Annotated in this window: 20 protein-coding genes; 18 read left to right on the top strand and 2 right to left on the bottom strand. The window is 49.4% G+C overall.

The window, feature by feature from the left end:
* The first annotated feature begins 19 nt into the window (after positions 1 to 19).
* The 15 genes from BC351_RS18495 (at position 20) to BC351_RS18425 (ending at position 17,786) form a co-directional block, all read left to right on the top strand.
* Positions 20 to 1,465: a CoA-acylating methylmalonate-semialdehyde dehydrogenase gene (locus BC351_RS18495; RefSeq protein WP_079414224.1), complete on the top strand. Its 1,446-nt coding sequence runs from the start codon at positions 20 to 22 to the stop codon at positions 1,463 to 1,465.
* A gap of 20 nt (positions 1,466 to 1,485) precedes the next feature.
* A complete protein-coding gene (gene fba / locus BC351_RS18490) occupies positions 1,486 to 2,364 on the top strand; it encodes a class II fructose-1,6-bisphosphate aldolase (protein WP_079414223.1) in 879 nt (292 codons plus the stop codon).
* Positions 2,361 to 3,398 (top strand): inositol 2-dehydrogenase, encoded by a 1,038-nt coding sequence (gene iolG, locus BC351_RS18485; RefSeq protein WP_079414222.1) that lies wholly within the window; start codon positions 2,361 to 2,363, stop codon positions 3,396 to 3,398. Before fba ends, iolG begins: the two co-directional genes overlap by 4 nt.
* Positions 3,399 to 3,416: 18 nt before the next feature.
* Complete coding sequence (gene iolB, locus BC351_RS18480) at positions 3,417 to 4,235, top strand: 5-deoxy-glucuronate isomerase (RefSeq protein ID WP_079414221.1); 819 nt, start codon at positions 3,417 to 3,419, stop codon at positions 4,233 to 4,235.
* 76 nt (positions 4,236 to 4,311) lie between these two features.
* The gene (locus BC351_RS18475; RefSeq protein WP_079414220.1) at positions 4,312 to 5,331 is read left to right on the top strand and encodes a LacI family DNA-binding transcriptional regulator; all 1,020 of its coding nucleotides are present in this window, start codon (positions 4,312 to 4,314) and stop codon (positions 5,329 to 5,331) included.
* Positions 5,332 to 5,758: 427 nt separating this feature from the next.
* A complete protein-coding gene (locus BC351_RS18470) occupies positions 5,759 to 6,613 on the top strand; it encodes an ABC transporter permease (RefSeq protein WP_244209093.1) in 855 nt (284 codons plus the stop codon).
* 20 nt (positions 6,614 to 6,633) lie between these two features.
* The gene (locus BC351_RS18465) at positions 6,634 to 7,506 is read left to right on the top strand and encodes a carbohydrate ABC transporter permease (RefSeq protein WP_079414218.1); all 873 of its coding nucleotides are present in this window, start codon (positions 6,634 to 6,636) and stop codon (positions 7,504 to 7,506) included.
* Between the two features lie 69 nt (positions 7,507 to 7,575).
* The gene (locus BC351_RS18460; RefSeq protein ID WP_244209080.1) at positions 7,576 to 9,249 is read left to right on the top strand and encodes an extracellular solute-binding protein; all 1,674 of its coding nucleotides are present in this window, start codon (positions 7,576 to 7,578) and stop codon (positions 9,247 to 9,249) included.
* Between the two features lie 112 nt (positions 9,250 to 9,361).
* On the top strand, positions 9,362 to 10,441 hold the full coding sequence (locus BC351_RS18455) for a Gfo/Idh/MocA family protein (RefSeq protein WP_079414216.1): 1,080 nt from the start codon (positions 9,362 to 9,364) through the stop codon (positions 10,439 to 10,441).
* A 24-nt stretch (positions 10,442 to 10,465) separates the two neighbouring features.
* The gene (locus tag BC351_RS18450; RefSeq protein ID WP_079414215.1) at positions 10,466 to 11,482 is read left to right on the top strand and encodes a Gfo/Idh/MocA family protein; all 1,017 of its coding nucleotides are present in this window, start codon (positions 10,466 to 10,468) and stop codon (positions 11,480 to 11,482) included.
* Positions 11,483 to 11,583: 101 nt separating this feature from the next.
* Positions 11,584 to 12,531: a sugar phosphate isomerase/epimerase family protein gene (locus BC351_RS18445; RefSeq protein ID WP_079414214.1), complete on the top strand. Its 948-nt coding sequence runs from the start codon at positions 11,584 to 11,586 to the stop codon at positions 12,529 to 12,531.
* A 12-nt stretch (positions 12,532 to 12,543) separates the two neighbouring features.
* Entirely contained in the window at positions 12,544 to 14,280 is a 1,737-nt protein-coding gene (locus BC351_RS18440) for a hypothetical protein (protein WP_079414213.1), read from the top strand.
* A gap of 15 nt (positions 14,281 to 14,295) precedes the next feature.
* Positions 14,296 to 16,545, top strand: coding sequence for a glycoside hydrolase family 88/105 protein (locus BC351_RS18435; RefSeq protein WP_079414212.1), 2,250 nt, complete (start codon positions 14,296 to 14,298; stop codon positions 16,543 to 16,545).
* Positions 16,546 to 16,730: 185 nt separating this feature from the next.
* Positions 16,731 to 17,141: a hypothetical protein gene (locus tag BC351_RS18430; protein WP_079414211.1), complete on the top strand. Its 411-nt coding sequence runs from the start codon at positions 16,731 to 16,733 to the stop codon at positions 17,139 to 17,141.
* 144 nt (positions 17,142 to 17,285) lie between these two features.
* A complete protein-coding gene (locus BC351_RS18425; RefSeq protein WP_079414210.1) occupies positions 17,286 to 17,786 on the top strand; it encodes an RICIN domain-containing protein in 501 nt (166 codons plus the stop codon).
* A 328-nt stretch (positions 17,787 to 18,114) separates the two neighbouring features.
* Here BC351_RS18425 and BC351_RS18420 read toward each other — a convergent pair whose 3' ends face one another.
* Complete coding sequence (locus tag BC351_RS18420) at positions 18,115 to 19,098, bottom strand: ABC transporter substrate-binding protein (RefSeq protein WP_079414209.1); 984 nt, start codon at positions 19,096 to 19,098, stop codon at positions 18,115 to 18,117.
* 197 nt (positions 19,099 to 19,295) lie between these two features.
* Between BC351_RS18420 and BC351_RS18415 the strand changes: the two genes are divergently transcribed.
* The 3 genes from BC351_RS18415 to BC351_RS18405 are packed head-to-tail and all read left to right on the top strand — an operon-like array spanning position 19,296 to position 22,170.
* The gene (locus BC351_RS18415) at positions 19,296 to 20,306 is read left to right on the top strand and encodes a FecCD family ABC transporter permease (RefSeq protein WP_079414208.1); all 1,011 of its coding nucleotides are present in this window, start codon (positions 19,296 to 19,298) and stop codon (positions 20,304 to 20,306) included.
* Positions 20,303 to 21,343: a FecCD family ABC transporter permease gene (locus BC351_RS18410; RefSeq protein WP_079414207.1), complete on the top strand. Its 1,041-nt coding sequence runs from the start codon at positions 20,303 to 20,305 to the stop codon at positions 21,341 to 21,343. The genes BC351_RS18415 and BC351_RS18410 overlap by 4 nt, the downstream gene beginning before the upstream one ends.
* A gap of 26 nt (positions 21,344 to 21,369) precedes the next feature.
* A complete protein-coding gene (locus tag BC351_RS18405; RefSeq protein ID WP_079414206.1) occupies positions 21,370 to 22,170 on the top strand; it encodes an ABC transporter ATP-binding protein in 801 nt (266 codons plus the stop codon).
* Between the two features lie 504 nt (positions 22,171 to 22,674).
* Here BC351_RS18405 and BC351_RS18400 read toward each other — a convergent pair.
* Entirely contained in the window at positions 22,675 to 23,997 is a 1,323-nt protein-coding gene (locus tag BC351_RS18400) for an IS4 family transposase (protein ID WP_079412048.1), read from the bottom strand.
* Positions 23,998 to 24,155 lie beyond the last annotated feature (158 nt).

The raw sequence follows: 24,155 nt of genomic DNA, 5'->3' as shown, positions 1-24,155 counted from the left end.
GAAAAGGGAGAGCTTAACGATGACAGAGACTTTGAAAAATTGGATCGGCGGCGAATGGATCGCTTCTGCCTCCACTCAAACAGAACCCGTATACAACCCTGCAACGGAAGAAATTCTTGCATACATTCCCATTTCTACGAAGGAGGAAGTTGATCAAGCCGTTCGCAACTCCCAAGAGGCGTTCCAGTCCTGGAGCCGCACGCCGGTGCCGCGCCGGGCACGCATTTTGTTCAAATATCAGCAGCTGCTGGTCGACAACTGGGAAGAGCTTGCACGGATCGTGACGCGTGAAAATGGCAAAAGCTACACCGAAGCGTACGGCGAAGTGCTGCGCGGCATCGAGTGTGTCGAATTCGCGGCTGGAGCGCCAACGCTGATGATGGGCAAACAACTGCCTGATATCGCGTCGAATCTAGAATCCGGCATGTACCGCTATCCTATCGGGGTCATCGGTGGCATTACACCGTTCAACTTTCCGATGATGGTGCCTTGCTGGATGTTCCCGCTGGCGATTGCCTGCGGCAACACGTTCGTGCTGAAACCGTCGGAGCGCACGCCGCACTTGGCTAACCGTTTGGCGGAGCTGTTCCAACAAGCCGGTCTTCCGGACGGCGTGCTGAACATCGTTCATGGCGCGCACGATGTTGTGAATGGACTTCTGGAGCATCCAGAGGTCAAAGCGATTTCATTCGTCGGCTCCCAACCGGTAGCCGAATACATTTACAAAACCGCTTCAGCCCATGGCAAGCGGGTGCAAGCCTTAGCCGGCGCCAAAAATCACTCGATTGTGATGCCGGATGCGGATTTGGATATCGCGGTGAAGGAAATCGTCAACGCGGCTTTTGGTTCAGCGGGCGAGCGCTGCATGGCGTGCTCGGTTGTCGTAGCCGTTGGCGATGTGGCTGACACGCTTGTCAGCAAGCTGATTGATGCTGCTAACCGCATCACGATGGGCAATGGCGCGGACGAGGGCGTGTTCTTGGGGCCGGTGATTCGCGATCAGCACAGAGAGCGCACCTTGAAATATATCGAGATCGGCGAAAAAGAAGGCGCGATTCTTATTCGCGACGGACGCAAGGATAAGGCTTCCGACGAGAAGGGGTACTTCGTAGGCCCGACTATTTTTGATGGCGTGGAGTGCGGCATGAAAATTTGGGAGGACGAAATTTTTGCGCCTGTGCTTTCCATCGTTCGGGTAGCAACGCTGGAAGAAGCGATTGCGTTATCCAATCGCTCGGAATTTGCCAATGGCGCCTGCCTGTTCACGCGTGATGGCAGTCATGTCCGCCAATTCCGTGAAACGATTGATGCGGGTATGCTGGGCGTCAATCTCGGCGTTCCTGCACCGATGGCTTTCTTCCCTTTTTCAGGCTGGAAAAAGTCGTTCTATGGTGATTTGCACGCGAATGGGACGGATGGCGTTGAATTCTATACACGCAAAAAAATGGTCACAGCCCGCTGGTAGGCCCAGAAAGGAAGAATCTCATGCGACTTGTTTCGATGAAAGAGATGCTGCATCAGGCGCTAGCCGGTCAATATGCGGTTGGACAGTTTAATTTAAACAATTTGGAGTTCACGCAAGCCATTCTGTTGGCTGCCGAGGCGGAGCAAGCGCCCGTCATTCTTGGCGTCAGCGAGGCTTACATTCCATATATGGGCGGGCTGCCTTGCATCGCGGGTATGGTGAAATCGTTGATGGAGCATTACGGCATTACGGTGCCTGTCGCGCTCCATCTAGACCATGGAAGCAGCTATGAGGTGTGCATCCGGGCGATTCACGCGGGTTTTACTTCCGTGATGATCGATGCTTCGCATCATTCGCTCGAACATAACATCGAAGTGACCCGCCAAGTGACACAGGCTGCTCATGTTCTCGGCGTTTCCGTTGAATCTGAGCTGGGCCGGATTACCGGACGCGAGGATGATTTGGTCGTCGATGAAGCCGAAGGCATGTATGCGGTCACGGCGGATTGCGTGCGTTTAGTGCAGGAAACAGGCATCGATTGCTTGGCGCCAGCGCTTGGTTCCGTGCATGGTCCTTATCGGGGACAGCCCAAGCTGGGCTTCGAACGGATGGCTGAAATCCGCCAAGTTACGGGCCTTCCGCTTGTGCTTCATGGCGGAAGCGGCTTGCCGGATGAAGAAATTCGTCAGGCGATTGCCTGCGGAACAGCCAAAATTAATGTGAATACAGACAATCAAATCGCCTGTACAGCGGCCATACGATCGTTTTTGAATGAACATCCAGAGGCCTATGACCCACGGAATTATTTAATCCCCGCGCGGGAAGCGATTGGGGCATCCGTAAGAGCCAAAATTCAATTGTTCGGCAGCGCAGGCAAAGCCGGAAGGAGTCTATCATGAAAACTATTCAAATCGGAATCATCGGTGCAGGGCGAATCGGCAAAATCCACGCAGACAATTTGCTGCGGCTGCCGCAAGTGAACATTGTGGCGGTGAGTGATTTATTTGCCGGTCCTGAGCTAGAGGCTTGGGCGGCAGCGCGCCAAATCGGTTTAGTTACGAAGGACAGCAAGGAACTGATCGAGCATCCAGAGATTGATGCTATCTTCATCTGTTCGTCGACCGACACGCACGTGCCGTTAATCCAGCAAGCGGCTGAAGCAGGCAAGCACATCTTTTGTGAAAAGCCGATCAGCATGGATATTACACAAACGGAAGCAGCCATTGCTGCTGTGAACAAAGCCGGCGTGAAGCTGCAAATCGGCTTCAACCGCCGTTTTGACCATAACTTTAAGCGTGTTCGCGAGGTTGTCCAAGAAGGCACGATCGGGAACCCGCATATTATCAAAATCACTTCTCGTGACCCGAATCCGCCGCATGAGGATTACATTAAAGTGTCGGGCGGCATTTTCATGGATATGATGATTCATGATTTCGATATGGCTAGATTTGTAGCTGGCAGCGAGGTTGAAGAGGTGTATGCGCAGGGCAATGTGCTGATTAATCCGGTTTTTGCTGAGCATGGGGATGTGGATACGGCGATAGTCACGCTTCGCTTCGAAAATGGCGCGCTTGGCGTCATCGACAATAGCCGTCAAGCCGTCTATGGCTATGACCAGCGTGTGGAAGTGTTCGGGTCCAAAGGCAGCGTAGCCGTTACCAACGATCATCCGAATACGGCCGTGGTCAGCACCGCAGATGCGATTGTGAGCGAGAAACCGCTGCATTTTTTCCTCGAGCGCTATCAAGCTGCTTATATGGAAGAGACGCAGATCTTCATAGATTGTCTGTTGAACGATAAAGCTGTACCTGTGGACGGTCATGATGGTATGCAGGCGGAGCGGATCGCACTTGCTGCCAAGTTATCTTCTAGGTTGGGTCGGCCGGTGAAAGTTAGCGAGGCTTTGGCTTTGTTACAGCAGAGTGCGCTTTAAGGAAAGGAGCTGCGGGATATGCCTAATCTGATTGTGAAACCTTTGGAACATCCTCATGCTGAGGGCAGCATTTTGAAAATAACGCCGGAATCCGCTGGCTGGAACTATGTCGGTTTTGAAATTGTAAGGCTTGCGGCGGGGCAATCTCTGAGCCGTGTTACGGGCGAGCAAGAAGTTTGCTTAGTGCTGCTGAGCGGTAAAGCGGACGTGCAGACCAAGGAGGCAAGCTGGAGTGACATCGGAGAGCGGATGAACGTATTTGAGAAAATTCCGCCGTTTTCAGTCTATGTCCCAAGTGATGATCAGTATCAAGTTGCCGCAAAAACAGCTGTGGAGCTTGCGATTTGCAGCGCTCCCGGTGCTGGCGGTTATCCTGCGCGCTTGATTGAACCTAGCCATGTGGGGGTTGAAACCCGCGGTTACGGGAATATCGAGCGGCAAATTCATAATATTTTACCGGAAAATGAACCGGCCGACAGCTTGCTTGTCGTTGAGGTTTTTACACCGAATGGGCATTGGTCGAGCTATCCGCCGCACAAGCATGATCGGGATGCGCTTCCGCAGGAGTCTTTTCTGGAGGAAACGTATTACTACCGCGTCGATCCTGGGCATGGTTTTGCGATCCAACGTGTGTATACGGATGACCGCTCGCTGGATGAAACGCTGCTGGTGAAGGATGGGGAAGCTGTGCTGGTGCCGCGAGGCTATCATCCTGTTTGTGCTCCTCCCGGCTATGACGTTTACTATCTGAATGTGATGGCAGGCCCGTCGCGCACTTGGAAGTTCCATAATGATCCTGAGCATGCTTGGCTAATGGCGAAGCCAGTGGAGGAGTAGGCCGTTTGCAACTTCCCTTGTGCCCCTGCATAATAGAAGACAAACAAGTATTCTTCGGGAAAAATGGGGTCATAGGATGAAGGCAACAATTTATGATGTCGCCCGCGAGGCTGGAGTTTCGATTGCAGCGGTGTCGCAGGTGATGAACGGCAAGGGGAAGATCAGCGAAGAACGGCGCGCGGAAATTCTCAAAACGATGGAGCGGCTCAATTATCAGCCAAGTGTGATCGCTTCGGCTTTAACCGGCAAGAAGACATTTACTTTGGGACTGCTTGTGCCGGATATATCGAATCCTTTTTTCGCGGAAATTGCGCGGGCGGTTGAGGATCAGGGGCACCATTTGGGCTATAGCTTGGTTATTTGCAGCACAGACAATAAGGACGAACGGGTCGAGCGCTACCTGAACCTGCTGCAGCAGAAAAGTATTGACGGCATGATCATCGGGACCGGGATGGACAACAAGGAGATGCTGACGCCTCTAATGAAGCAAGGGATCCCGATTGCGATGATCGCCAGAGAAATGCCGGATATCGGCGTGCATACCGTTGTTGTGGACGATTGCGTTGGCGGCGCGTTGGCGGCCAAGCATTTGCTGGATTTGGGGCATACGCGCATAGCTATTCTGGCGGAGCATGCCAAGGTTATCAGCAGCCGTGAGCGGGTGCGCGGGTTTAGGAACACGCTGGAGGAAGCGGGTGTTGTACTGCCGGACAGCGGTGTGCGCAACTGCCACTATACCGTGGAAGATGGGAAGCGGCAGGCGATTGCGCTGCTGGAAGAGTCGGCAGGGGTTCGGCCGACTGCTCTGTTCTGCTGCAATGATATGCTGGCTATCGGGGCTTTGCAGGCTGCGAAGCAGCTGGGCTTGAAAGTGCCGGAGCAGCTATCGGTGATTGGCTTCGATAACACGATTCTGGCTTCGGTGACGGACCCGCCGCTCACGACGGTCGCCCAGCCGATTGAGCCGATGGGGAAGAAGGTCGTCGACCTGCTGATTCAGGAGCTGAAAAAAGAATCGAAACTCAAACAACGCGTTGTGCTGCGCCCGGAGTTGATGATCCGTCAATCCACGGCATCGCCGGGTGACATGCATTAATTGAAAAGAACTGTTCACAAGTAGAATCTGCTACTTGGGGACAGTTCTTTTTCAATAGTGAGGGGGGGCGGGCATCTACGGCAGCGCAAGCCCCCCGCTGTAAGGCTGAAATTCAGCCCTAAAGTAGAGGGAAAGCTGGAGATGCCCTCCATAAGGCTGAAAAACAGCCTTAAAGTGGTCCGCGCTACGCCCCCGCCCCCGCTCCCCAAACCACAAACAAAACCAATGAAATTATAGTTTTATCTATAATTTTTTAAGGGATCTATCGGCAGTACCTTCTATAATTAGGGTATACCAAAGAAGGAGCGATGCAGTGATGAGCAGCAGGTTAGAGAAAACTCCTGTCACCCTTGATGTACAGCGGCTTAGAGAAGCTGCGCTAATACGAAGAAGAAGATTGCTGAAACAAAATATTCCTTTGTTTATTATGCTGATCCCCGTGATCGCCTATTATATTTTGTTCAAATATTGGCCAATGGGCGGTCTTGTGATCGCTTTCAAGAACTACAATTTCGCAGATGGCATCTGGAACAGTCCATGGGTTGGGATGAAGTATTTCAAGCTCTTGTTTTCCAGCGCGAGTACGCTGCAAATTATTTGGAACACGTTCTGGCTCAGCTTGCTCAGCTTGCTGGTGGGCTTCCCGGTGCCGATCATTTTGGCTGTTTTGCTTAATGAAGTTCGCAAGTCCTGGTTTAAAAAATGGGTGCAAACGATTGTTTACTTGCCTCATTTCTTCTCGTGGGTCATCGTTTCCGGAATCGTTTTATCCTTATTCGCGACAGATTACGGGTCCATCAATAAAGTGCTCAAGCTCTTACATATAGAACCGATTACTTTTTTGTATGAATCTCATTCTTGGATTGCAATTTTTGTTGGGTCTGGTGTATGGAAGGAAATGGGGTTTAGTACGATCATTTATCTCGCTGCACTGACAACTATCGATCCTTCGCTTTATGAATCGGCCTGTATGGATGGCGCTACGAAGTGGCGGCAAATTTGGCACATTACGCTGCCTGGTATTCGGCACACGATTATTTTATTGCTGATTCTAGCGATGGGGCGTGTGATGGAGGTTGGTTTTGACCAAGTGTACAACTTGCAGAATTCGGCTGTAGCCGACGTGTCTGAGGTGATAAGTACGTATATTTATAAAATAGGGTTGGGCAGCTCGCAGTTCAGCTTAACGACGGCAATGGGGCTTTTCGAATCGGTCATTAGCTGTAGTCTTGTTTTGATTGCGAATCAGATTGCCCGTAAATTTGACCAAGCTTTATTCTAGAAGCCAAAAAGGAGGAGCCCATGAAAATATCACGGGGAGAACAGATCTTTTATGCCATCAACTATGTACTGCTCGCGGTTATCGCTTTAACGTGCCTGATGCCGTTTATCCATATCGTGGCTTTATCGCTTAGCGAACGATCAGCAGTTGACTCAGGTCATGTCTTTTTCTGGCCGGTGGGGATACAATTTACTGCTTATAAAATCTTTTTTATATCAAGCCCGGCTTTCCAAGCCTTTCGCAATAGTATTGTCATTACACTGGTTGGCGTTGTGTTAAGTTTGCTTGGCACCATTCTGGCAGCGTATCCCTTATCAAGATCTTATCTGATAGGGCGTCGATATCTCATATTGGCTATGGTGTTTACGATGCTGTTCTCGGGGGGATTAATCCCAACCTACCTCATTGTGAAGCAAATGTCTTTGATTGATTCCTATTGGGCCATCTGGCTTACGGGATTCATCAGTACGTATAATATGCTTCTGATGCGCAGCTATTTTGAGAATATTCCCTATGAGGTGCAGGAAGCAGCTCGCATTGACGGATGCAGCGATACATCGCTTCTGATCCGCATTATCCTGCCATTGTCACTCCCTATGCTGGCAACATTAGCGCTGTTCTATGGGATTAGTTATTGGAATTCCTTTATGAACGTGCTGATGTACATTAATAAAAGCAGCTTGCAGAATTTGACGGTTATCGTTCAGGCAATGCTGCAAAAAAATGATCTTCTGAATTCGCCATCTTTAAATAATGAGGAGCAAGCCGCAGTAGCAACAGAAATGGTAAAGGCTGTCGGCGTGGTGATTATGGTCGTTCCGATGCTGGTGGTGTATCCCTTCCTCCAAAAGTATTTTGTGAAGGGCGTCATGCTGGGGTCTGTAAAGGGTTGAGGATGTTTAACCTGTTGAGGTGTTCCCGTTTAACAAAACTTCACAATAAATGAATTGGGGGAAATGCGAATGACGAACAAGAAAATGTGGTTGGGTGTAACAGTAGGGTTCGTAGCATTAGGGGCAACATTAGTGGGGTGCAGCAGCGACAAGAAGGAAACTACAACGCCTGCAACTGAAGCGGCATCGGCCAAATCAGCGGCCAAACGTGGCGATGTCACGGCAACGATGTATGATCGCGGTGCGGTTCCAGCCTCAGAAGGATCGTACGAAGAAAATCGCTGGACCAAATGGATCAACCAGAATGGGCCGGAAAATGTGAAGTATGTGCCAATTCTCCGCAGCGATTCAACGAAGAAGTTAAATGTGCTGTTTGCATCCGGTTCGGCGCCGGACATCGTCAGTGAGTATAATACGCCGTTCCGTGGCAGTTTGTATGATCAAAAGCAGCTGCTCCCGATCGATGACATTTTAAAATACATGCCTGAATATCAGAAATTGCTGACACAATACCCGCAGCTGAAAAAAGCTGGAACGAAGCCGGACGGCAAGCTGTACGAAATCGGCAAAGTAAAAGAAGCTGTGCCTGCTCATCTCCTGCTGGTTCGAACGGACTGGTTGAAGAAGCTGAATCTTTCCATGCCTACAACCACAGATGAATTGATGGCGGTAGCGAAGGCTTTTGCGGAAAATGATCCAGATGGCAACGGAAAGAAAGATACGTACGGTTTGAATATGAGTACGTATTCCGAGCAAGCGATTAATGAAATCTTCGGCGAAGGCTCTTCGAAGGACTTATTGGCTTGGGGCGTAAAGGATGGCAAAATTATTCGTCAGTGGGACAATGAGCTTGCGTCTCTTACTTTCAAAAAGAAACTCTACGACGATGGGATCATCGACAAGGATTATATTAATGACAAAGATGGCGCCAAAGCGAAGCAAGACTTCCTGAATGGCAAAATCGGGATTTACGTGAAATTTACCGGAGGTTGGTACGATTTCATGATGAACGACCTTCCGACTTTGAAGAAAAATGTTCCCACTGCGGATATTGCGCCATTAGGCTATCCTAAATCACCGGTAGGTACGTTCACAGGGGCGATCGACAATCCGGTTCAAATGACAACCGTTATTAATGCCAAGGCCAAAGATCCTGAAGCTGTAGGCCGTTATCTTGATTTTATGATGAAGCCGGAAACCGCTTTGAAAGTGATCAATGGCGATGAAGGAACGCACTGGAAGAAAGCAGCCAATGGCTGTCCACAAGCGATTGATCCAGCTAAATCCAAAAATGAAGTTGGCTATGCAGGCGATTACGAAATGTTCTACTCATCGGGTCAAGATAAATGCAGCTTTGTCCTAAGCGGCTTTAATGCCGAGGTGCCTGAGCAAAAGGCTGCCATGGATATGTACAAAGAGATTCAGAAAGTGTACTTCGATCCGCAAAGAGAGTATCCAGGTCTCACGGTTGGAGAGCACATGCCGGTGTACAACGCTGATCTGCAAATTATCAATACGACCATTTTGAAGGAAAAAGGCGATCTCTTCGTTAAAGCGATTATTAGCGGAAGCAAATACAGTCCTGAACAAGCAATTAAGGATTCGCAGGCAGCATGGGACAAAGCAGGCGGTAAGCAGCTCGAAGATTTCATGAACAAATGGTACCAAGAAAACAAAGATAAAGCGTTCCTTGCCAAAGATGTGCTCGCTATCGCGAAACAGCAAATGGAGCAAGTGAAGTAATTTATAGGGTTAGCGAGACAGGGCAGGGTGGGGAGGTCCGTTAGTTGGACGGATTTCCCTTGACGGCTCTGCATCGTTGTCACAGGTCATTTCATCTTGGGAGGAAACGGGAATGAGTAAGCTAAACGTAGCCATTATTGGCTGTGGCGGTATTGCCTTAGGGAAACATTTGCCCAGTTTGCATAAAATAGAGCAAGTGGCGATTGTCGGATTTTATGATATCTCACTCGAACGAGCTCAGGAAGCGGCTGCCAAGTACGGCGCGCCTAATGCAAAGGTATACGGCAGCTACTCGGAGCTGCTGGCCGATTCTTCCATTGCAGTCGTACATATTTGCACGCCCAATGATTCACATGCAGAAATTTCGATCGCCGCCTTGGAAGCGGGCAAGCATGTCATGTGTGAGAAACCGATGGCGAAGACAGCTGCGGACGCTCGCCGCATGGTGGAAGCCGCTAAGCGTACGGGGAACAAATTGACGATTGGCTACAACAATCGCTTTCGCGCTGACAGTCAATATTTGAAGCAAATTATTGCAGATGGCGATCTGGGCGAGATTTATTTCGCCAAAGCACATGCGGTTCGCAGACGTGGCGTACCTACATGGGGTGTTTTTCTGGATGAAGAGAAGCAAGGCGGAGGCCCGCTGATTGATATTGGCACACATGCCCTCGATTTGACGCTGTGGATGATGAATAACTATGAACCTAAGGTAGTGCTTGGCACTGCTTATCATAAGCTTTCCCGCAAAGAAAATGCCGCCAATTCCTGGGGGCCGTGGGACCCGAAGGAATTCAAGGTAGAAGATTCAGCATTTGCCATGATTGTCATGAAAAATGGCGCTACCATTATGGTGGAAGCGAGCTGGGCATTAAATACGCTCGATACGAAAGAAGCGAAATGCACGCTTTGCGGTACGGAAGGCGGCGCAGATATGCAGGATGGCTTGCGCATCAACGGTGAAAATCATAGCCGGTTGTATATGAATCAACTGCAATTCGAAGCGAAGGGCGCAGACTTTTACGAAGGCAAAAAGGAAAGCATGCAGGATAAGGAGATCCGTCTATGGATCGAAGCCGTCATTCATGATAGAGAGCCTGTTGTAACACCGGAACAATCATGTGTCGTGTCGGAGATTCTGGAAGCGATTTATGAATCGAACCGGACGGGGAAAGCGGTCTATTTTGACTAAACAGAGGGAAGAGGCAGTCCGCACATGATAAAAGTCGCCATCTTAAGCTATTGGCATGTTCATGCCAAGGATTATGCGCGTATGGCCGCTGAGCACCCTGATACGGAAATTATCGCTGTATGGGATGAAAGCCCGGAAAGAGGACGCCAGAAGGCAGAAGAACTCGGGGTTCCGTTCTATGAAGATTTATCTGCCCTTTTGGCAAATCCGAATCTAGACGCTGTCATTGTCGTTACGCCAACTACGCAGCATCGTGAGGTGATGATCGCCGCAGCGGAGGCAGGCAAGCATATTTTCACAGAGAAGGTCGTTGCGGTTACAACGAAAGAGTGCAACGAAATTCTGGCAGCTGTAGAAGCAGCCGGGATTAAGCTTATGGTTTCGCTACCGCGTCTTTACACGGGTTTTGCACAGGCTGCCCAACGCCTCATTCATGAAGGAGCGCTGGGTGTAGTGACGACAGTCCGCATACGTCTTGCCCATAACGGAGCGCTGCCGACAGAAGCGAATCCGAGGGGCTCGCTGCCTGCTCACTTTTTCGAGCTGCAAGAGAGCGGAGGCGGCGCGATGATCGATCTCGGCTGCCACCCGATGTACTTAACGAGGTTGTTTCTGGGACTACCCGAAAGCGTAAGCGCTGGATATGGCTATATCACAGGGCGCGAGGTGGAGGATAGCGCTGTAACGATTTTGCATTATGCCAGTGGAGCTTTGGGAATCGTTGAAGCTGGGTTCGTGAACAGTTATTCACAGTTCAACATCGAGGTGCAGGGCACCGAAGGCAGCATCATGTACGACAGAAGCGATAACAAATTGTTTGCTCGCAGTGCAAAGCTTGGTGGAACAAGCGGATGGCAGGAAGTGGCGGATTCGGCAGCTCCGATAGCTTCTGCTTTCGAGCAATGGGTATCTCATATTCAGGATGGGACGAAGGGTGTAGAGAATATCGAGCTGGCACGTGATTTAACCCGTTTAATGGAAGCTTCCAATTTGTCGGCCCGATCCGGTGCGGCCTATCGGCTGAGTGACCTTTCAGAGTAACGATCTCTTGCGAAAAGGCCAGTTCATCCCCTGCAGGTTGGCATGGGCTGTCTGGTTTTTTCTGTTTTCGGACGTTGGATGAAACTTAAGGAGGATGAACCATGATAGATAAAGGCAGCTATTCATTTTCAACTTGTTGGAATATTAAAAGGCACACGGTTGGCAGAGAGATGATCGAAGAGATCAAGGAACTCGGCTTTCGCAACGTGGAACTGAATTATAATGTGACCGAAGCCATGATGCGAACGATTGAGCCTATGATCGAAAACGGTGAAATCGGCGTATCCAGCGTGCATAATGTATTTCCTTTTATTGATGATAAGGACTATGATACGGACTCTGTCATGCTGGGTTTCGATGATGAAGAGAAGCGTAAACGCTCTGTGGAGCTGTTGATTCGTTCGATGGAGTACGCCAATCGGTACGGGGCCAAAGCGGTGGTTGTTCACCCAGGCGAGGTGCCTTTTGACTACAATATCGATTCAGATTTAAAGAAGCTCTACCGTGAACAGGGCAAGGATTCAGCAGCGTACCAACAGTTGTGGCAAGAGATGCTGGAGCGTCGCGAGCGCTTAAGTCCCTTATACACGAAACGGATACAAGAAAGTCTGGAAATCGTCAGCGAGCATGCTGCGCAAAAAGGCTGGGATATCGCGCTTGGCATTGAAACAAGATCCCGCTGTTATCAGATGCCGTCGCTTATGGAGGCCAAGACGATCTGTGAGAATTTGAAAGGCGGACCTGTACGCCTGTGGTACGATATCGGGCATGCCATGATGATGGATCGCATGGGCTTGTATGACAATTTGAAAGAGCTGGAAGAGGTCAAACCATATATCTATGGTGTTCATATCCATGAAACGCTGGAATTGTCCGATCATTGGTGCCCGTATGTGCACAGCAAGGATTTGGAGTACTTCGATCATTTTCTGGAAGCGATCAACTTCGCCAAGGTGAAAGTATATGAATTAAAGGCTGTATGCCAGCCAGCAGAAATTGACGAAAGTCATCAATTGATCACAACCAAAATTTCAGCGCGGAAAGGATAAAAGGTGACCCGCATGGATGCTATTTATCATCATTTAGTCAAGATCAACGACGATTACACCACGTCTACGCTGCCGCTTCAAATCCTTGATCCCAGTTCTAAATATTACGGCGGCATTAGGGATGAAACAGGGATTGCCCGCGCTAGTCATATGAGCTCTCCAAGCACCATGGCATGTTGGGTTTCGGCTTTAGTGAACGAGGATTCACGCTATTATCACGACGAAACGCTGCTGGCGGCATTGGACAAGGCTGCACAGTTTATGCTTAATCGCCAGCATCCAGATGGTACTGTGTCGCTTGGCTCCACGAACTATAATTCGCCGCCGGATACAGGTTTCGTCGTTGGCGGCGTGACGCAGATGTATCAACTGCTGGAGCAGCAGAATTGGGCAGCAGTGGAACCTGCTCAGGCCAAGTTAAAGCTTTTCCTGGAACGAACAATTCCAGCTATGCTGACCGGTGGCTGCCATACGCCTAACCATCGTTGGGTAATAACAGCAGCTCTCGCCCTGCTGTACGAAATTTTTCCAATGCCTCAGCTGGCAGCTAGAGCTAATGAATGGTTGGCAGAGGGCATGGATATTACGGAAGATGGCGAGTGGACCGAACGGAGCAATGGCATCTACAATGCGGTCAGCGATATTGCGCTCTACCATACAGCTCGGTTATTTAACCGTCCTGAGCTCTTGGAGGGCGTGCGCCGCAATTTGAACATGATGATGTATTTAGTCCATCCCTCAGGTGAAGTCGTTACGGACTATTCGGGACGCCAAGATTTCGGGCAGACCTATGATATGGCGACCTATTTCTTGATTTATCGGCTGATGGCTGCGCATGACCGCAATCCGTTGTTTGCGGCGATGTCCGATTATGCGGGGACATTTATTCGCAAAGCAGAAGGTGTAAATAACAACGCACTGCTTGGTTTGCTGCTGTATCCAGAAACAGCGATTCATGATTTAGGACGCGCTGAGCTGCCGGAGCAATATACGCTGATGATTAACGAGAAGCACCCGATTGATGAGCATTTGCAGCGCATGGAACGTGTTGGCCATCATATGAAGATTCAGCACAGCAGCATGCATGTCGCATTCGGTGCCCCCATCGTGCGCATTCGCGACCACGATCTTAGCGTGACGATGATGCCTTTGGCACCATCCTTTTTCTCACTTCGTCACGGGAAAGTTCGACTGCTGGGCATCAAGCTGTCCACCTCTTTTTCGCCAGGCATCATCAAGTTTGATCGTTTGACCGCCGAAGCAGGCAGCTACAAGCTGAGCACCATCATGGAAAAAGGGTATAACGGGCCTATTCCGCGTGAGCATTTGCCTGATACACGGAATCAAGCAGGAGGCAGCCCTTGGTACCTGCTGCCGCATCAGCATCGGCCAATGACGCATTTGCAAACCCATGAAATTCAGGCGGAAATTGCAGCTGGTGAATCCGAGTGGCAGATTCGCATTCACTCGGATGCGCGTGAAGATGTCTTTACGCAGCTAACTTTTATACTGGGAGACGAAGGTCAAGTTAGCGGTATGGGATTGGAGAATGCCGGAGAAGGGAAGTACTTCCTGAAAAGCGGCGCAATGAAGTACGAAGTTGAAGGCGAAGCCATTGAGATATCCTCAGGTGCCTATGAGCACTTACTGCCTGTTCTGCGTGAAGATCAGCATCCAGCAGGCTGCCAATATGTCCATGTAAATTTGGTAACGCCATTCGATTATACATGTAAGATCCGTTTGCTTTAGGAGATGAGGCCCGAGATGACGACATATTTTAATGAAATGGAAAGTATACACTCCCGTCTGGGAGAGGACGATAGCCGCACATTGAAAGTGCTCGCTGATCGTTATATAGGAGCGAATCCTCCGATTCCTTTTGTTTTTCGTGCTTTCTATCGTTCCGGCATTTTGCAAAATGCGCAAGGGTTGTACGACCTGAACCTTAGCAGCAGATGGCCTGAAGCTAAGCCGGGCCAGTATGCTTACGCTTATGGGCTGGTTTGGAGTGACGGGGAACGGAACCTGGATGTGCTGCTGCAATGTTTGGGTCCGATTCAGTTATATTTTAATGACGAGCTGGCGTATCGCTCGAATGTCATTGATGAAATCAAGCCGGATGCGTGCGTGAAATTGAATCTCAATTTCGTGAAGGGCTGGAATCGTCTCTTCATCAAAGCTAAGCATACCGCTGCCGGTTTCGGCTGTCTGTTTGGGTCTGACGAAGCCAAGGTGCGGATTCTCCATGTATTGACGCCATTCGCTGAACGACAAGGGCAAGCCGGTTGGGTATATTCAGCTCCGGTGGATCGGGATGTGTTCGAGAACACTTCGCTGCCGGATGCGTTGGGATCTGAGCAGGAGGGCGATCTGCGCTGGCTCCCGAGGTGCGATTGGAGCGAGAGCGAGCTTGCGATGCCGATTGGCGAGCGCTTATTCGGCGTGCAGTCTGGCAAACAGTTCTACGGCTGGACGAAGCTGGACCAAACCAGCTATAGGAGCGAGCTTTGTGCCTTGGAAGGCAGCTCGACGGGTCCGCTGACCGTTTGGGTGGATGGGACGCGAGTCGTGGAGTTGATCGACGAGGGCAGCTTTCGAGTAGACGTGCAGCTGTCCTCGGGGCTGCACGATCTTATTATCCGCAGCAGAAGCGGGGCTGCTTCGTGGGGCTGCACCTTGCGTGCAAGTGCTGCGGGGGAAAGACTTGCTCTGCTCCCTCCGCGAAAGGTTCATGGTTCAAGTGAAGCGTGGTTTTATGTAGGGCTACTAGATGGAGATGTGGAGTTAAACGTTGCGGAATTGACTCGTACGGATCAATTGTATGCGACAGATGCATACGCCCGCGCCAAAACGTATTGGCGGCTGGATCGGCCCGATGCTTGGCTGCGTCCCTACTATGAGAATGCGATGCTGAGCAATAAATGGACGGTTGGCAACGTTACGAATTACGCGCGTTGGGATTATCCGCTGGGGGTAACGATCTACGGACTGCTGCAAGCGGGTCGCTTGCTGGAGCGGCAGGATATGATCGCGTATGCGCTGGATCATGTCCGAAGCTGCACCAAGATGTTCGAGTACTCCCTGTGGGACCGGGAGCAGTACGGTTTCCCGGCAGTGAATCAGCAATTGGTGATGATGAAAATGCTGGACAACTGCGGGTCTTTTGGCTCCGCGATGCTGGAAGCCTTCAAAGAAGAGCAGGATGCAGGCTTCTTGCCGATAGCGGAGCGTATCGCGGATTTCATCCTGCATCGACTGGAACGGAAGGAAGATGGCGCCTTTTACCGGATATGCAAGGACGAATATTCCGAGAATACGATGTGGGCGGATGACTTGTACATGAGCACACCGTTTCTGTGCCGCTATGCCGGGATCACGGGCAGCAGCGAGGCGCTGGATGAGGCAGCCAAGCAGTTTCTTTTATTCCGCAAGTATTTGTACATGCCCGATCAACAGATTATGTCACATGTGTTTGATTTCAAATACCAAAAGCCGACGGGAATTCCTTGGGGACGCGGAAATGGCTGGACGCTTTTCTCCCTGACGGAAGTGTTGGAGGTGCTGCCATCCGAGCATCTGAATCGAGCTGCGCTTGTTGAATTTTTCAATGAGCTATGTGAAGGATACGTGGAGCTGCAAGCAGACAGCGGGCTTTGGCATCAAGTGCTGAATGATCCTGAGGCGTATGAAGAAGCCTCTTGCACGGCGATGTTTACGTATAGCTTTGCGCGTGGTGTGCGCTTTGGTTGGTTCCAAGAGCCTCAGCACTTTGTCGGCGCAGCTTTGAAAGCATGGCGAGCTTTGACTCGATTGGCCATAGACAGCCAAGGTAATGTTCACGGTGTTTGCAGCGGATCGCGTTATGCCTTTACAGCCGATTATTATAAAAAGGATCTGCTCACCGTCACCAATGACAATCATGGCGTCGGAATCATGATGCTTGCAGGTACGGAAGTTGTGAAGCTGAAGCATTGGCTGGGAAAGCAGGAGCTGGAGCGAAGTGAGTCTGAGTAATGTTTGGCAAATTAGCTTGCCGGGTACTGGTCCGAAACATCCAGCTTCGTGTTTCAAAAAGCGGCGGATAAGAGCAAGGGCGGCTATCGCGCACAGGCTGTATTTTATATGTATCCACGTTGTGTTGACATTGTGTTTACTGGAATAGTACACTACGCTTATCCTTTATTGGAGGTATGAGCGAAATGGATACGAATTTACACATTCGTTTATCAACAGAATTGAAAGAGAGCTTTCAAGCTGCCGCCAAAGAAAACAATAAAGATACATCGTCCCTTGTACGCGATTGGATTTCAAACTATGTGACTGAACATCGGAAGACGGATGAAGCGGTAGCTGCTGCTCTCTATCTGGCTGGGTATGAGCTGCAGCAATCACTTGGGGGAAGAGGGCAAGTCAGCAAAGACTTTGCGAAGCAATTGCAGGAATACTCCTTAACGAACCAGAAGGAGTTCACGCAGCTCATTTTATCCATCTATCTGGAGAATGATCTGACCATACCTTCGATTGTAACCAAAACGTACGGCGGCTTTGCTTTTTCACAAATGTTTTTGTTGGGACTGATCGGGGATAAACCAGGAAAGAGTACTGGATAGGCAGTTGAATAGTTTGAAAATGGAGCTACCTACTCTGCTTTGGAGTGAGGGTAGCTTTTTTGCGCATTAGTACCAGCGTTGCGCAGTCTAAGTCGGGGATGATAGGGCTGTTTTTCGGCCTTACCGCAGCCGCCGGGGGCCAATTTGAACCTGTATACGGACGCAGGTTCTGGCGTTCACAATGCTACTTTTCCCAAACAGTGGAATGTCGATTATGTAAGAGTGTGGAAAAAGGACGGAGGCTACCCAGAGCCCTACTATCGGTTCAAGAACCACCAAACCGGCGAATATATGCATATCGAGCAGCAAGCAGGCAAAGTGCAATATGGCACAGTCCCGGCAACCTACTGGAGCTCACAGTGGACCAAAGAGATGACGGCAGACGGCTATATTCGTTTCAAAAACCGTTGGACCGGAAATTACATGATTGCAGGAGCGTCAGGGAATGTGGAGTACAGCAACGCAGCCGAGACGGATACCACAAGCAACTGGACAGAGGAGGTTGTCTCCGGTTACAAGCGATACAAGAATCGGGCCAATGGCCAGTATATGCACACCGAGGGACTAACGGGATATGTACAAACAGGCAGCGTGCCTGCAACCTATTGGACCAGCCAATGGGCAGAAGAGGTTGCGCCTAACTGAGGACGATGAGGGGAGCGAAAAGGAGGGGGACTGCCTCAATAGGTGTTGAAAATAGCCGAAAACCTGCGAAAGTGCAGGTTTTCCTCGGCGAAATCGTTGGAAATGATGAAATACCTGCGATTATGCAGGAATTTCAAGAGATTTTCTCCCTTTATTTAAAATGAGGTCAAAATACCTGTACTTTTGCAGGAATACAGGAGATTAAGCGCATTTTAAGATAAAAAGATGCATAATCGCAGGTTTATCGCCAACTCGCACAACACTCTTACCACAGAAAAAAGCAGCCCTCATGTAGAATTACTACGTGAGGGCTGCTTCCTATTGTCAATTACTTTTGAAGACCATAGATTTTGTAAAGCTCATCTACCATTAAATTAGCTGCGCGTACGCCGCCTGCGGTATTGAAGATCGCATCGCTAACTTGAATAGCTTTGCCTTTCTTCACAACGCTGAGGTTCTGCCATAGCGGATCTTTCATGAAGTCTTCCGCTTGTTTGTTTCCTTTGCCATCTCCGATTTCATACGTGAAGTAAAGCATCATGTCAGCATCAACTTCAGGGATGCGCTCTTTGGTGATTTCTTCTACGAAAGTATCTTTATAGTTGGTTGCCGGGCGTGCAATTCCGATTTGTTTGAAAATGATGCCAGTGAAAGTATCAGCTAGGTAGATACGTGTTCTGCCGCCCATGAAACGGACAACGGACACTTTCTCTTGAAGCTTAGGACCTGCTTTTTGTTTGAAATCTTCGATTTTCTTGTCGAAATCAGCAATGATTTTGACGCCTTCTGTTTTTTTATTCAAAGCATCCGCATACAGAGAGAAGTTCGCTTTCCATTCGCCACGCAGGGTTTCAGAGAAAACGGTTGGCGCGATAGCTTTCAACTGGTCATAAATTTTTTCCTGACGCAGCTTGTTACCGATAATAAGGTCTGGTTTAAGTCCGGCGATGAGCTCCACGTTCGGTTGTGACTCTTCACCGAGCACCGTTACGCCTTCCATATCGGCTTTAATATGATCATACCATGGGTTTCCTGTGAAGGACTTTACTGCGCCGACAGGCTTAATGCCAAGAGCAAGCAAAGCTTCTGTTCCTTCATTGGTCAGGATCACCACGCGTTTTGGAGTTCCTTTGATTTGTGTTTCACCCATTGCGTGTTTAATGGTGCGTGTTTCCTCGACGGCTGGCGTTGCCGATTTGGCATCTTTGTTGTCTTCGACAGCTTTCTGACCACAGCCAACAAGAAGTAGAGAAACCGCAAGTGCTGCCGTAATTAATTTCGCGAAACGGGTTTTCTTTTTGCTCGTAAACATGATGTATAATATCCCCCTAAAACATTTATGTTGATAATGATTATCATTCACGTGAATAAATATAATACTTTTATTGACGAGGTGTCAAGTTTTATTGAAAATGATATTCATAATCATTGACATCATTCAGGAGGTCTCCTACAATAATAAAATCAACTTGTCAAAGTAACTATACATAGTGGGCGGAGTAGATTTGGATGACAACTGGCATTTTTACCAAACAGTTCAAATGGATAGGCTTAGTGGTCTTTTTCATACTGGTTTTAATCGCAATGGCTTGCAGTGTTATTTTTGGCGTTACCAAAATTCCACTCAGGAGTGTCTTGGAAGCTTACACATCTTTTAATGGATCGAACGAGCATCTTATTATAAAAAGTGCCCGCGTGCCTCGCGCTCTGATCGCTGCAACCGTAGGTTCAGCTCTTGCTGTGGCAGGGGCTTATATGCAGGCTGTGACGCGGAATCCGCTGGCTTCTCCAAGTATATTTGGGGTAAATGCCGGGGCCGCTTTTTTCATCGTATGTACAATTTCTTGGTTTGGGGATGTCTCCCTCATTGGATTGACGTGGATCGCTTTCCTTGGAGCTGCTGTTAGTGCAGGTGCGGTTTATGGCATCGGCTCTCTGGGGAAAGATGGGATGACGCCAATCAAAATTACACTGGCCGGATCAGCAATGACCGCCTTCTTCTCCTCCTTGACGCAGGGCATTCAATTAACGAACGGCAAAGTTTTTGAACAGACGTTATTCTGGTTAGTTGGATCTGTAGCTGGACGAGAGCTCAGCATGCTGAATGCCGTATATCCTTATATGATTGGCGCTCTGCTTCTTGCTGTTGTCATGTCTCGGCATATCAACGTACTGAGCATGGGAGAAGATGTAGCCACCGGTCTTGGGCAAAATACGGCGTATATTAAGTGCGTCGCGGCTGTCATCATTATCATTCTTGCAGGAGGCTCCGTGGCCGTGGCCGGGCCCATCGCTTTCATCGGGATCATTATTCCGCATATTTCACGATATCTGGTTGGAACGGATTATCGCTGGATTGTTCCCTATAGTGCGGTTCTGGGCGCATTGCTCCTGCTTCTTGCGGATATTGGCGCCCGCTTTATTGCTATGCCGAAGGAAGTGCCTGTTGGGGTCATGACGGCAATTATCGGTGTGCCTTTCTTCGTTTATATCGCGCGAAAAGGAGGCGAAACCAAATGAGCAAGTTTTTCTCGGTCAGAAACAGAAGCTTCTCTTACTTAATCAGCCGGAAAGTCGTTTGGGTGACGCTCCTGCTTACCGTGCTCCTGCTTGTTGTCGCGGTGATCAGCCTAAGCAGCGGAAGTCTCAAAATTCCGCCGCTGGACGTACTGAAAGTGCTGCTCCATATTGGCAATGACAGCTCCCATACGGTCGTTATTAATAAATTGCGGCTGCCGCGCATCGTCGTTGCGATTCTCGTCGGTTCGTCGCTTGCCGTTTCGGGAGCGATTCTGCAAGGGATGATCCGCAATCCGCTGGCTTCTCCGGATATCGTGGGCATCACTGGCGGCGCGACACTCGGCGCCGTATCTTTCTTTTATTTCTTCGCAGGGACAGTGAGCATTCACCTCCTGCCGATCGGCGCGATTCTAGGAGCTTTCGTCTCGACGCTGCTGATCTATGCGATGGCGTGGAAAAGAGGCGTAGCGCCGCTTCGTCTCGTCTTAATCGGGATTGGGATGACCGCGGCGTTCACCGCTTTGACCTATATGCTGCTCATTTCGGCGCCGTACATTCTCGCGCAGAAGTCCTTGACGTTCATGTCAGGCAGCATCTACGGCACATCCTGGGCCAAAGATGTTGTTCCGCTGCTTCCTTGGACGCTGATTTTAATGCCGCTTGCCTTTTTGTACACACGGCATGTGAATGTTCAAGAGCTTGGCGATGATATGGCGGCCGGAGTTGGCAGCCGTGTACAAAGGCATCGCCTCATTCTGCTTCTTATCTCCGTTGCGCTAGCCGGCGCCGCGGTTTCGATTGGCGGAGCGATCGCCTTCATCGGACTGATGGCTCCGCATATTGCCCGCAAGCTGGTAGGCCCTGCTTTCGGCGGAGTGCTACCTGTCTCGGCGCTGTTAGGCTCCTTAATTCTACTTCTTGCCGATTGGATTGGTCGTACGGCCTTTACACCATTGGATATTCCGGCAGGCGTGTTTACGGCTGCCGTCGGTGCCCCCTTCTTTGTGTACTTGCTTTATCGCCATCGCCATCACTAATTTGAACATAAAGGGGAGAGGGTACCATGATTGCCATGGAAGCCAAAGATCTTCGTCTTACCTATGGAGATACCTTAATATTTAATGAACTGAATCTGACGATCCCAAAAGGAAAAGTGACCGTTTTCGTGGGCAGCAACGGCTGCGGCAAGTCCACCTTGCTTCGCTCTTTGGCTCGTCTGTTGAAGCCCAAAGAGGGTTCCATCTTGCTGGATAGCCACGAAATCGCCAAGCTCTCCACGAAGGAGATCGCGAAGCGTTTAGCCATCCTGCCGCAGGGTCCTATAGCTCCCGAAGGCTTAACGGTGCTGCAGCTGGTTAAGCAGGGAAGATACCCGTACCAATCCTGGCTCCAGCAGTGGTCGCAGGAGGATGAGCGCATGGTGCGCATGGCACTGGAATCCACCGGTATCGCGGATTTGTCGGAGAGAACGGTAGATTCCCTGTCCGGCGGACAACGGCAAAGAGCCTGGATCGCAATGACATTGGCGCAAGGCACAGACACAATCCTGTTGGATGAGCCAACAACGTATCTGGACTTAACCCACCAAGTTGATGTCCTCGACCTGCTGTTCGAGCTCAACCAGAACGAGAACCGTACCATCGTCATGGTTTTGCACGACATTAACTTGGCATGCCGTTATGCGCATCATATGGTCGCCATCAAAGAGCAGAAAGTATGGGCTTCAGGTCATCCTGAAGACATCGTGAATGAAGCGATGATCTCATCGGTGTTCAATATGGAGAGCGTGGTTGCCAAAGATCCGCTGTTCGGGACGCCGATGGTCATTCCACACGGCAAAGGCCGGATGCTGAAAGTGAACTGAGAAGAAGGATGAAGGAGCGCGGCGCTCTTTCATCCTTCTTTTATGTATAGAGCGGCGCCCATCACCAACGAAACGGAACTAGGGTCCGCTATTTCGCTCGAAATGCCCCTGATTGTAATCCAAACGGAACTAGGATCCGCTATATCGTGGTTTTCCCACGTTCTCAGGCTTTTTTTGGGGAAATAGCGTACTCCAGTTCCCTTTCATGCCTATTTAGCCGTTATTTCCGCTGAATAGCGTACTGTAGTTCCCATTCCTAGAGGAGGGCAGTTTGTCAGGGAAAGCCCATCCTCCAGATGGCCCTTACAATCCAGACAGAAAAGGAATGGCCATAAGCGCAATGTCATTAAGATAAGTTCAAAGACAAAATACGGAATAAAGATGAATCCGAAAACGGCATGGGAAAAATCCCTGTGCCGTTTGTTTTTTATGCAAACAAGGAAAAAAGCGCACAGCAAACAAACGGATGGAATATCCGCTAAAAAAATGGTCTTGTTAAACGATTTATGCTACTCTGTAGACGAAGCTAACAGCTGATTTATAGCGGATTTTGCGCGTATTCTGCTGTCCTGGGCGGATGGGTCGAATCGGCAAAATGTTTTTGTGAATCAACGCTTCAACATCGGGCGGGGGTTCATCATCTTTTGAACGCAGGAAATATCTACAAACGTGAACGGCAACCGTGAAGTTGACTTGGTAGTGGTGCCGTTTATCCATTTGGGAAATGACGACGTGTGAGGTCATCATTTCAGCGAAATTGTACATGATCATTCTTGCGAAAATCTCTTGGATGATGGACTCTTGTTTCTTTGCGTGAAAACTCGTCAATCCGACGGTGTATTTCAACGCTCTGAAAGAGGTTTCAATGCCCCATCGCATGTTATAAATGGACTCCAGTTCATCGGGTGGGAAATCTGCGGCAGAAAGATTCGTGATGACAGTTTCATAGGCGCCACTTGGCAGGACGAAACGAACAACCCGAAAGGAAATCGGGTAATACAAGTTTTCATGCAAATCCAAAAAATCAAATGTTGACTTGGAAGGGATGAACTTGTAAATCTCGGGATGAGCCTTGACCTCTTTGGTTTGTTTTTTTGTGAGTGTCAGATGAACTTCAATATCAAACGAACCGCTAGAGGGCAAACGCAAGCCCGAAAGAATACCATTGGAATCCAAATCCTTTACCCGTATGACGTAGTTCCATCCTTTGCGCTCAATATGCGCGAAATTGTTGTAACTTTCATAGCCTCGATCGGAAATAACAATGATTTTACCTTTGATGGGGGAACGATCAACCATAGCTGCAAGTGCTCTTCCCTCGCTACTCAATCTTCGCGGCTGAACAATGGCATCCACGTAAAGTCTGTTGCAGAGGTCATAGGCTGCGTTCAAATGCAAAAGGTTGTAGCCTTTCGTGTTCGGTTGACTTTGAAAATAGGTGTCCGTGTTGGCAGGGTCCGTTGCGATATGTAAATCCGAACCGTCAATCGCAAGTAATCGATACCCGTGGTAGTCTTTGATATCCGTATGCGATTGAGTAAATTCGTGAAACAGGAATTCCACAGCAGACGGCAGGATTTTATTCCTCTGCTGAACAAAAGCAGAAGTGGTTGCGGTGTTTACATCATAGCCCTGCGACTCCAAGAGTTCCTTATAGATGCTGTTACCGCCCATCGAGATCAGGAGTTGCATAACCGTTTCAAAGGGCAGCTTTTTCTTTCGGGTAAAATCTCTTTCGGGGTTTTTGACATATGGTGCGGGTAGCGCTGACATTTCTCGTATGAGAGATGTCAGCGTTTCTTTTAGCGAATTCGCGTACTCATTCATTGGCGTAACCTCCTCGTTTTTCAAGGGGCTTCGCCACACACTTTCAACTGCTTGTCAAGTTCTTTTTTTCTTTTTCATGCAAAAAAAGAGCGGGCTATCTTTTCAGATAACCTGCTCTTTTTTTGATTTTAACCCTGCGCCTTAACTTAATGACATTG

It is taken from the genome of Paenibacillus ferrarius, assembly GCF_002027705.1.
Taxonomy (GTDB): domain Bacteria; phylum Bacillota; class Bacilli; order Paenibacillales; family NBRC-103111; genus Paenibacillus_E; species Paenibacillus_E ferrarius.
Note: the sequence above shows the minus strand (reverse complement) of the source record. Positions and strands in the feature narration are given on the sequence as shown.

What these genes read in the sequence shown, in the direction of transcription:
- BC351_RS18415 (WP_079414208.1), top strand. Translation starts at nt 19,296, where the DNA reads ATGACAACTGGCATTTTTACCAAACAGTTCAAATGGATAGGCTTAGTG.
- BC351_RS18465 (WP_079414218.1), top strand. Translation starts at nt 6,634, where the DNA reads ATGAAAATATCACGGGGAGAACAGATCTTTTATGCCATCAACTATGTA.
- BC351_RS18440 (WP_079414213.1), top strand. Translation starts at nt 12,544, where the DNA reads ATGGATGCTATTTATCATCATTTAGTCAAGATCAACGACGATTACACC.
- BC351_RS18445 (WP_079414214.1), top strand. Translation starts at nt 11,584, where the DNA reads ATGATAGATAAAGGCAGCTATTCATTTTCAACTTGTTGGAATATTAAA.
- BC351_RS18410 (WP_079414207.1), top strand. Translation starts at nt 20,303, where the DNA reads ATGAGCAAGTTTTTCTCGGTCAGAAACAGAAGCTTCTCTTACTTAATC.
- BC351_RS18430 (WP_079414211.1), top strand. Translation starts at nt 16,731, where the DNA reads ATGGATACGAATTTACACATTCGTTTATCAACAGAATTGAAAGAGAGC.
- BC351_RS18495 (WP_079414224.1), top strand. Translation starts at nt 20, where the DNA reads ATGACAGAGACTTTGAAAAATTGGATCGGCGGCGAATGGATCGCTTCT.
- BC351_RS18470 (WP_244209093.1), top strand. Translation starts at nt 5,759, where the DNA reads ATGCTGATCCCCGTGATCGCCTATTATATTTTGTTCAAATATTGGCCA.
- BC351_RS18435 (WP_079414212.1), top strand. Translation starts at nt 14,296, where the DNA reads ATGACGACATATTTTAATGAAATGGAAAGTATACACTCCCGTCTGGGA.
- BC351_RS18450 (WP_079414215.1), top strand. Translation starts at nt 10,466, where the DNA reads ATGATAAAAGTCGCCATCTTAAGCTATTGGCATGTTCATGCCAAGGAT.
- iolG (WP_079414222.1), top strand. Translation starts at nt 2,361, where the DNA reads ATGAAAACTATTCAAATCGGAATCATCGGTGCAGGGCGAATCGGCAAA.
- fba (WP_079414223.1), top strand. Translation starts at nt 1,486, where the DNA reads ATGCGACTTGTTTCGATGAAAGAGATGCTGCATCAGGCGCTAGCCGGT.
- BC351_RS18405 (WP_079414206.1), top strand. Translation starts at nt 21,370, where the DNA reads ATGATTGCCATGGAAGCCAAAGATCTTCGTCTTACCTATGGAGATACC.
- BC351_RS18460 (WP_244209080.1), top strand. Translation starts at nt 7,576, where the DNA reads ATGACGAACAAGAAAATGTGGTTGGGTGTAACAGTAGGGTTCGTAGCA.
- BC351_RS18475 (WP_079414220.1), top strand. Translation starts at nt 4,312, where the DNA reads ATGAAGGCAACAATTTATGATGTCGCCCGCGAGGCTGGAGTTTCGATT.
- iolB (WP_079414221.1), top strand. Translation starts at nt 3,417, where the DNA reads ATGCCTAATCTGATTGTGAAACCTTTGGAACATCCTCATGCTGAGGGC.
- BC351_RS18420 (WP_079414209.1), bottom strand. Translation starts at nt 19,098, where the DNA reads ATGTTTACGAGCAAAAAGAAAACCCGTTTCGCGAAATTAATTACGGCA.
- BC351_RS18455 (WP_079414216.1), top strand. Translation starts at nt 9,362, where the DNA reads ATGAGTAAGCTAAACGTAGCCATTATTGGCTGTGGCGGTATTGCCTTA.
- BC351_RS18400 (WP_079412048.1), bottom strand. Translation starts at nt 23,997, where the DNA reads ATGAATGAGTACGCGAATTCGCTAAAAGAAACGCTGACATCTCTCATA.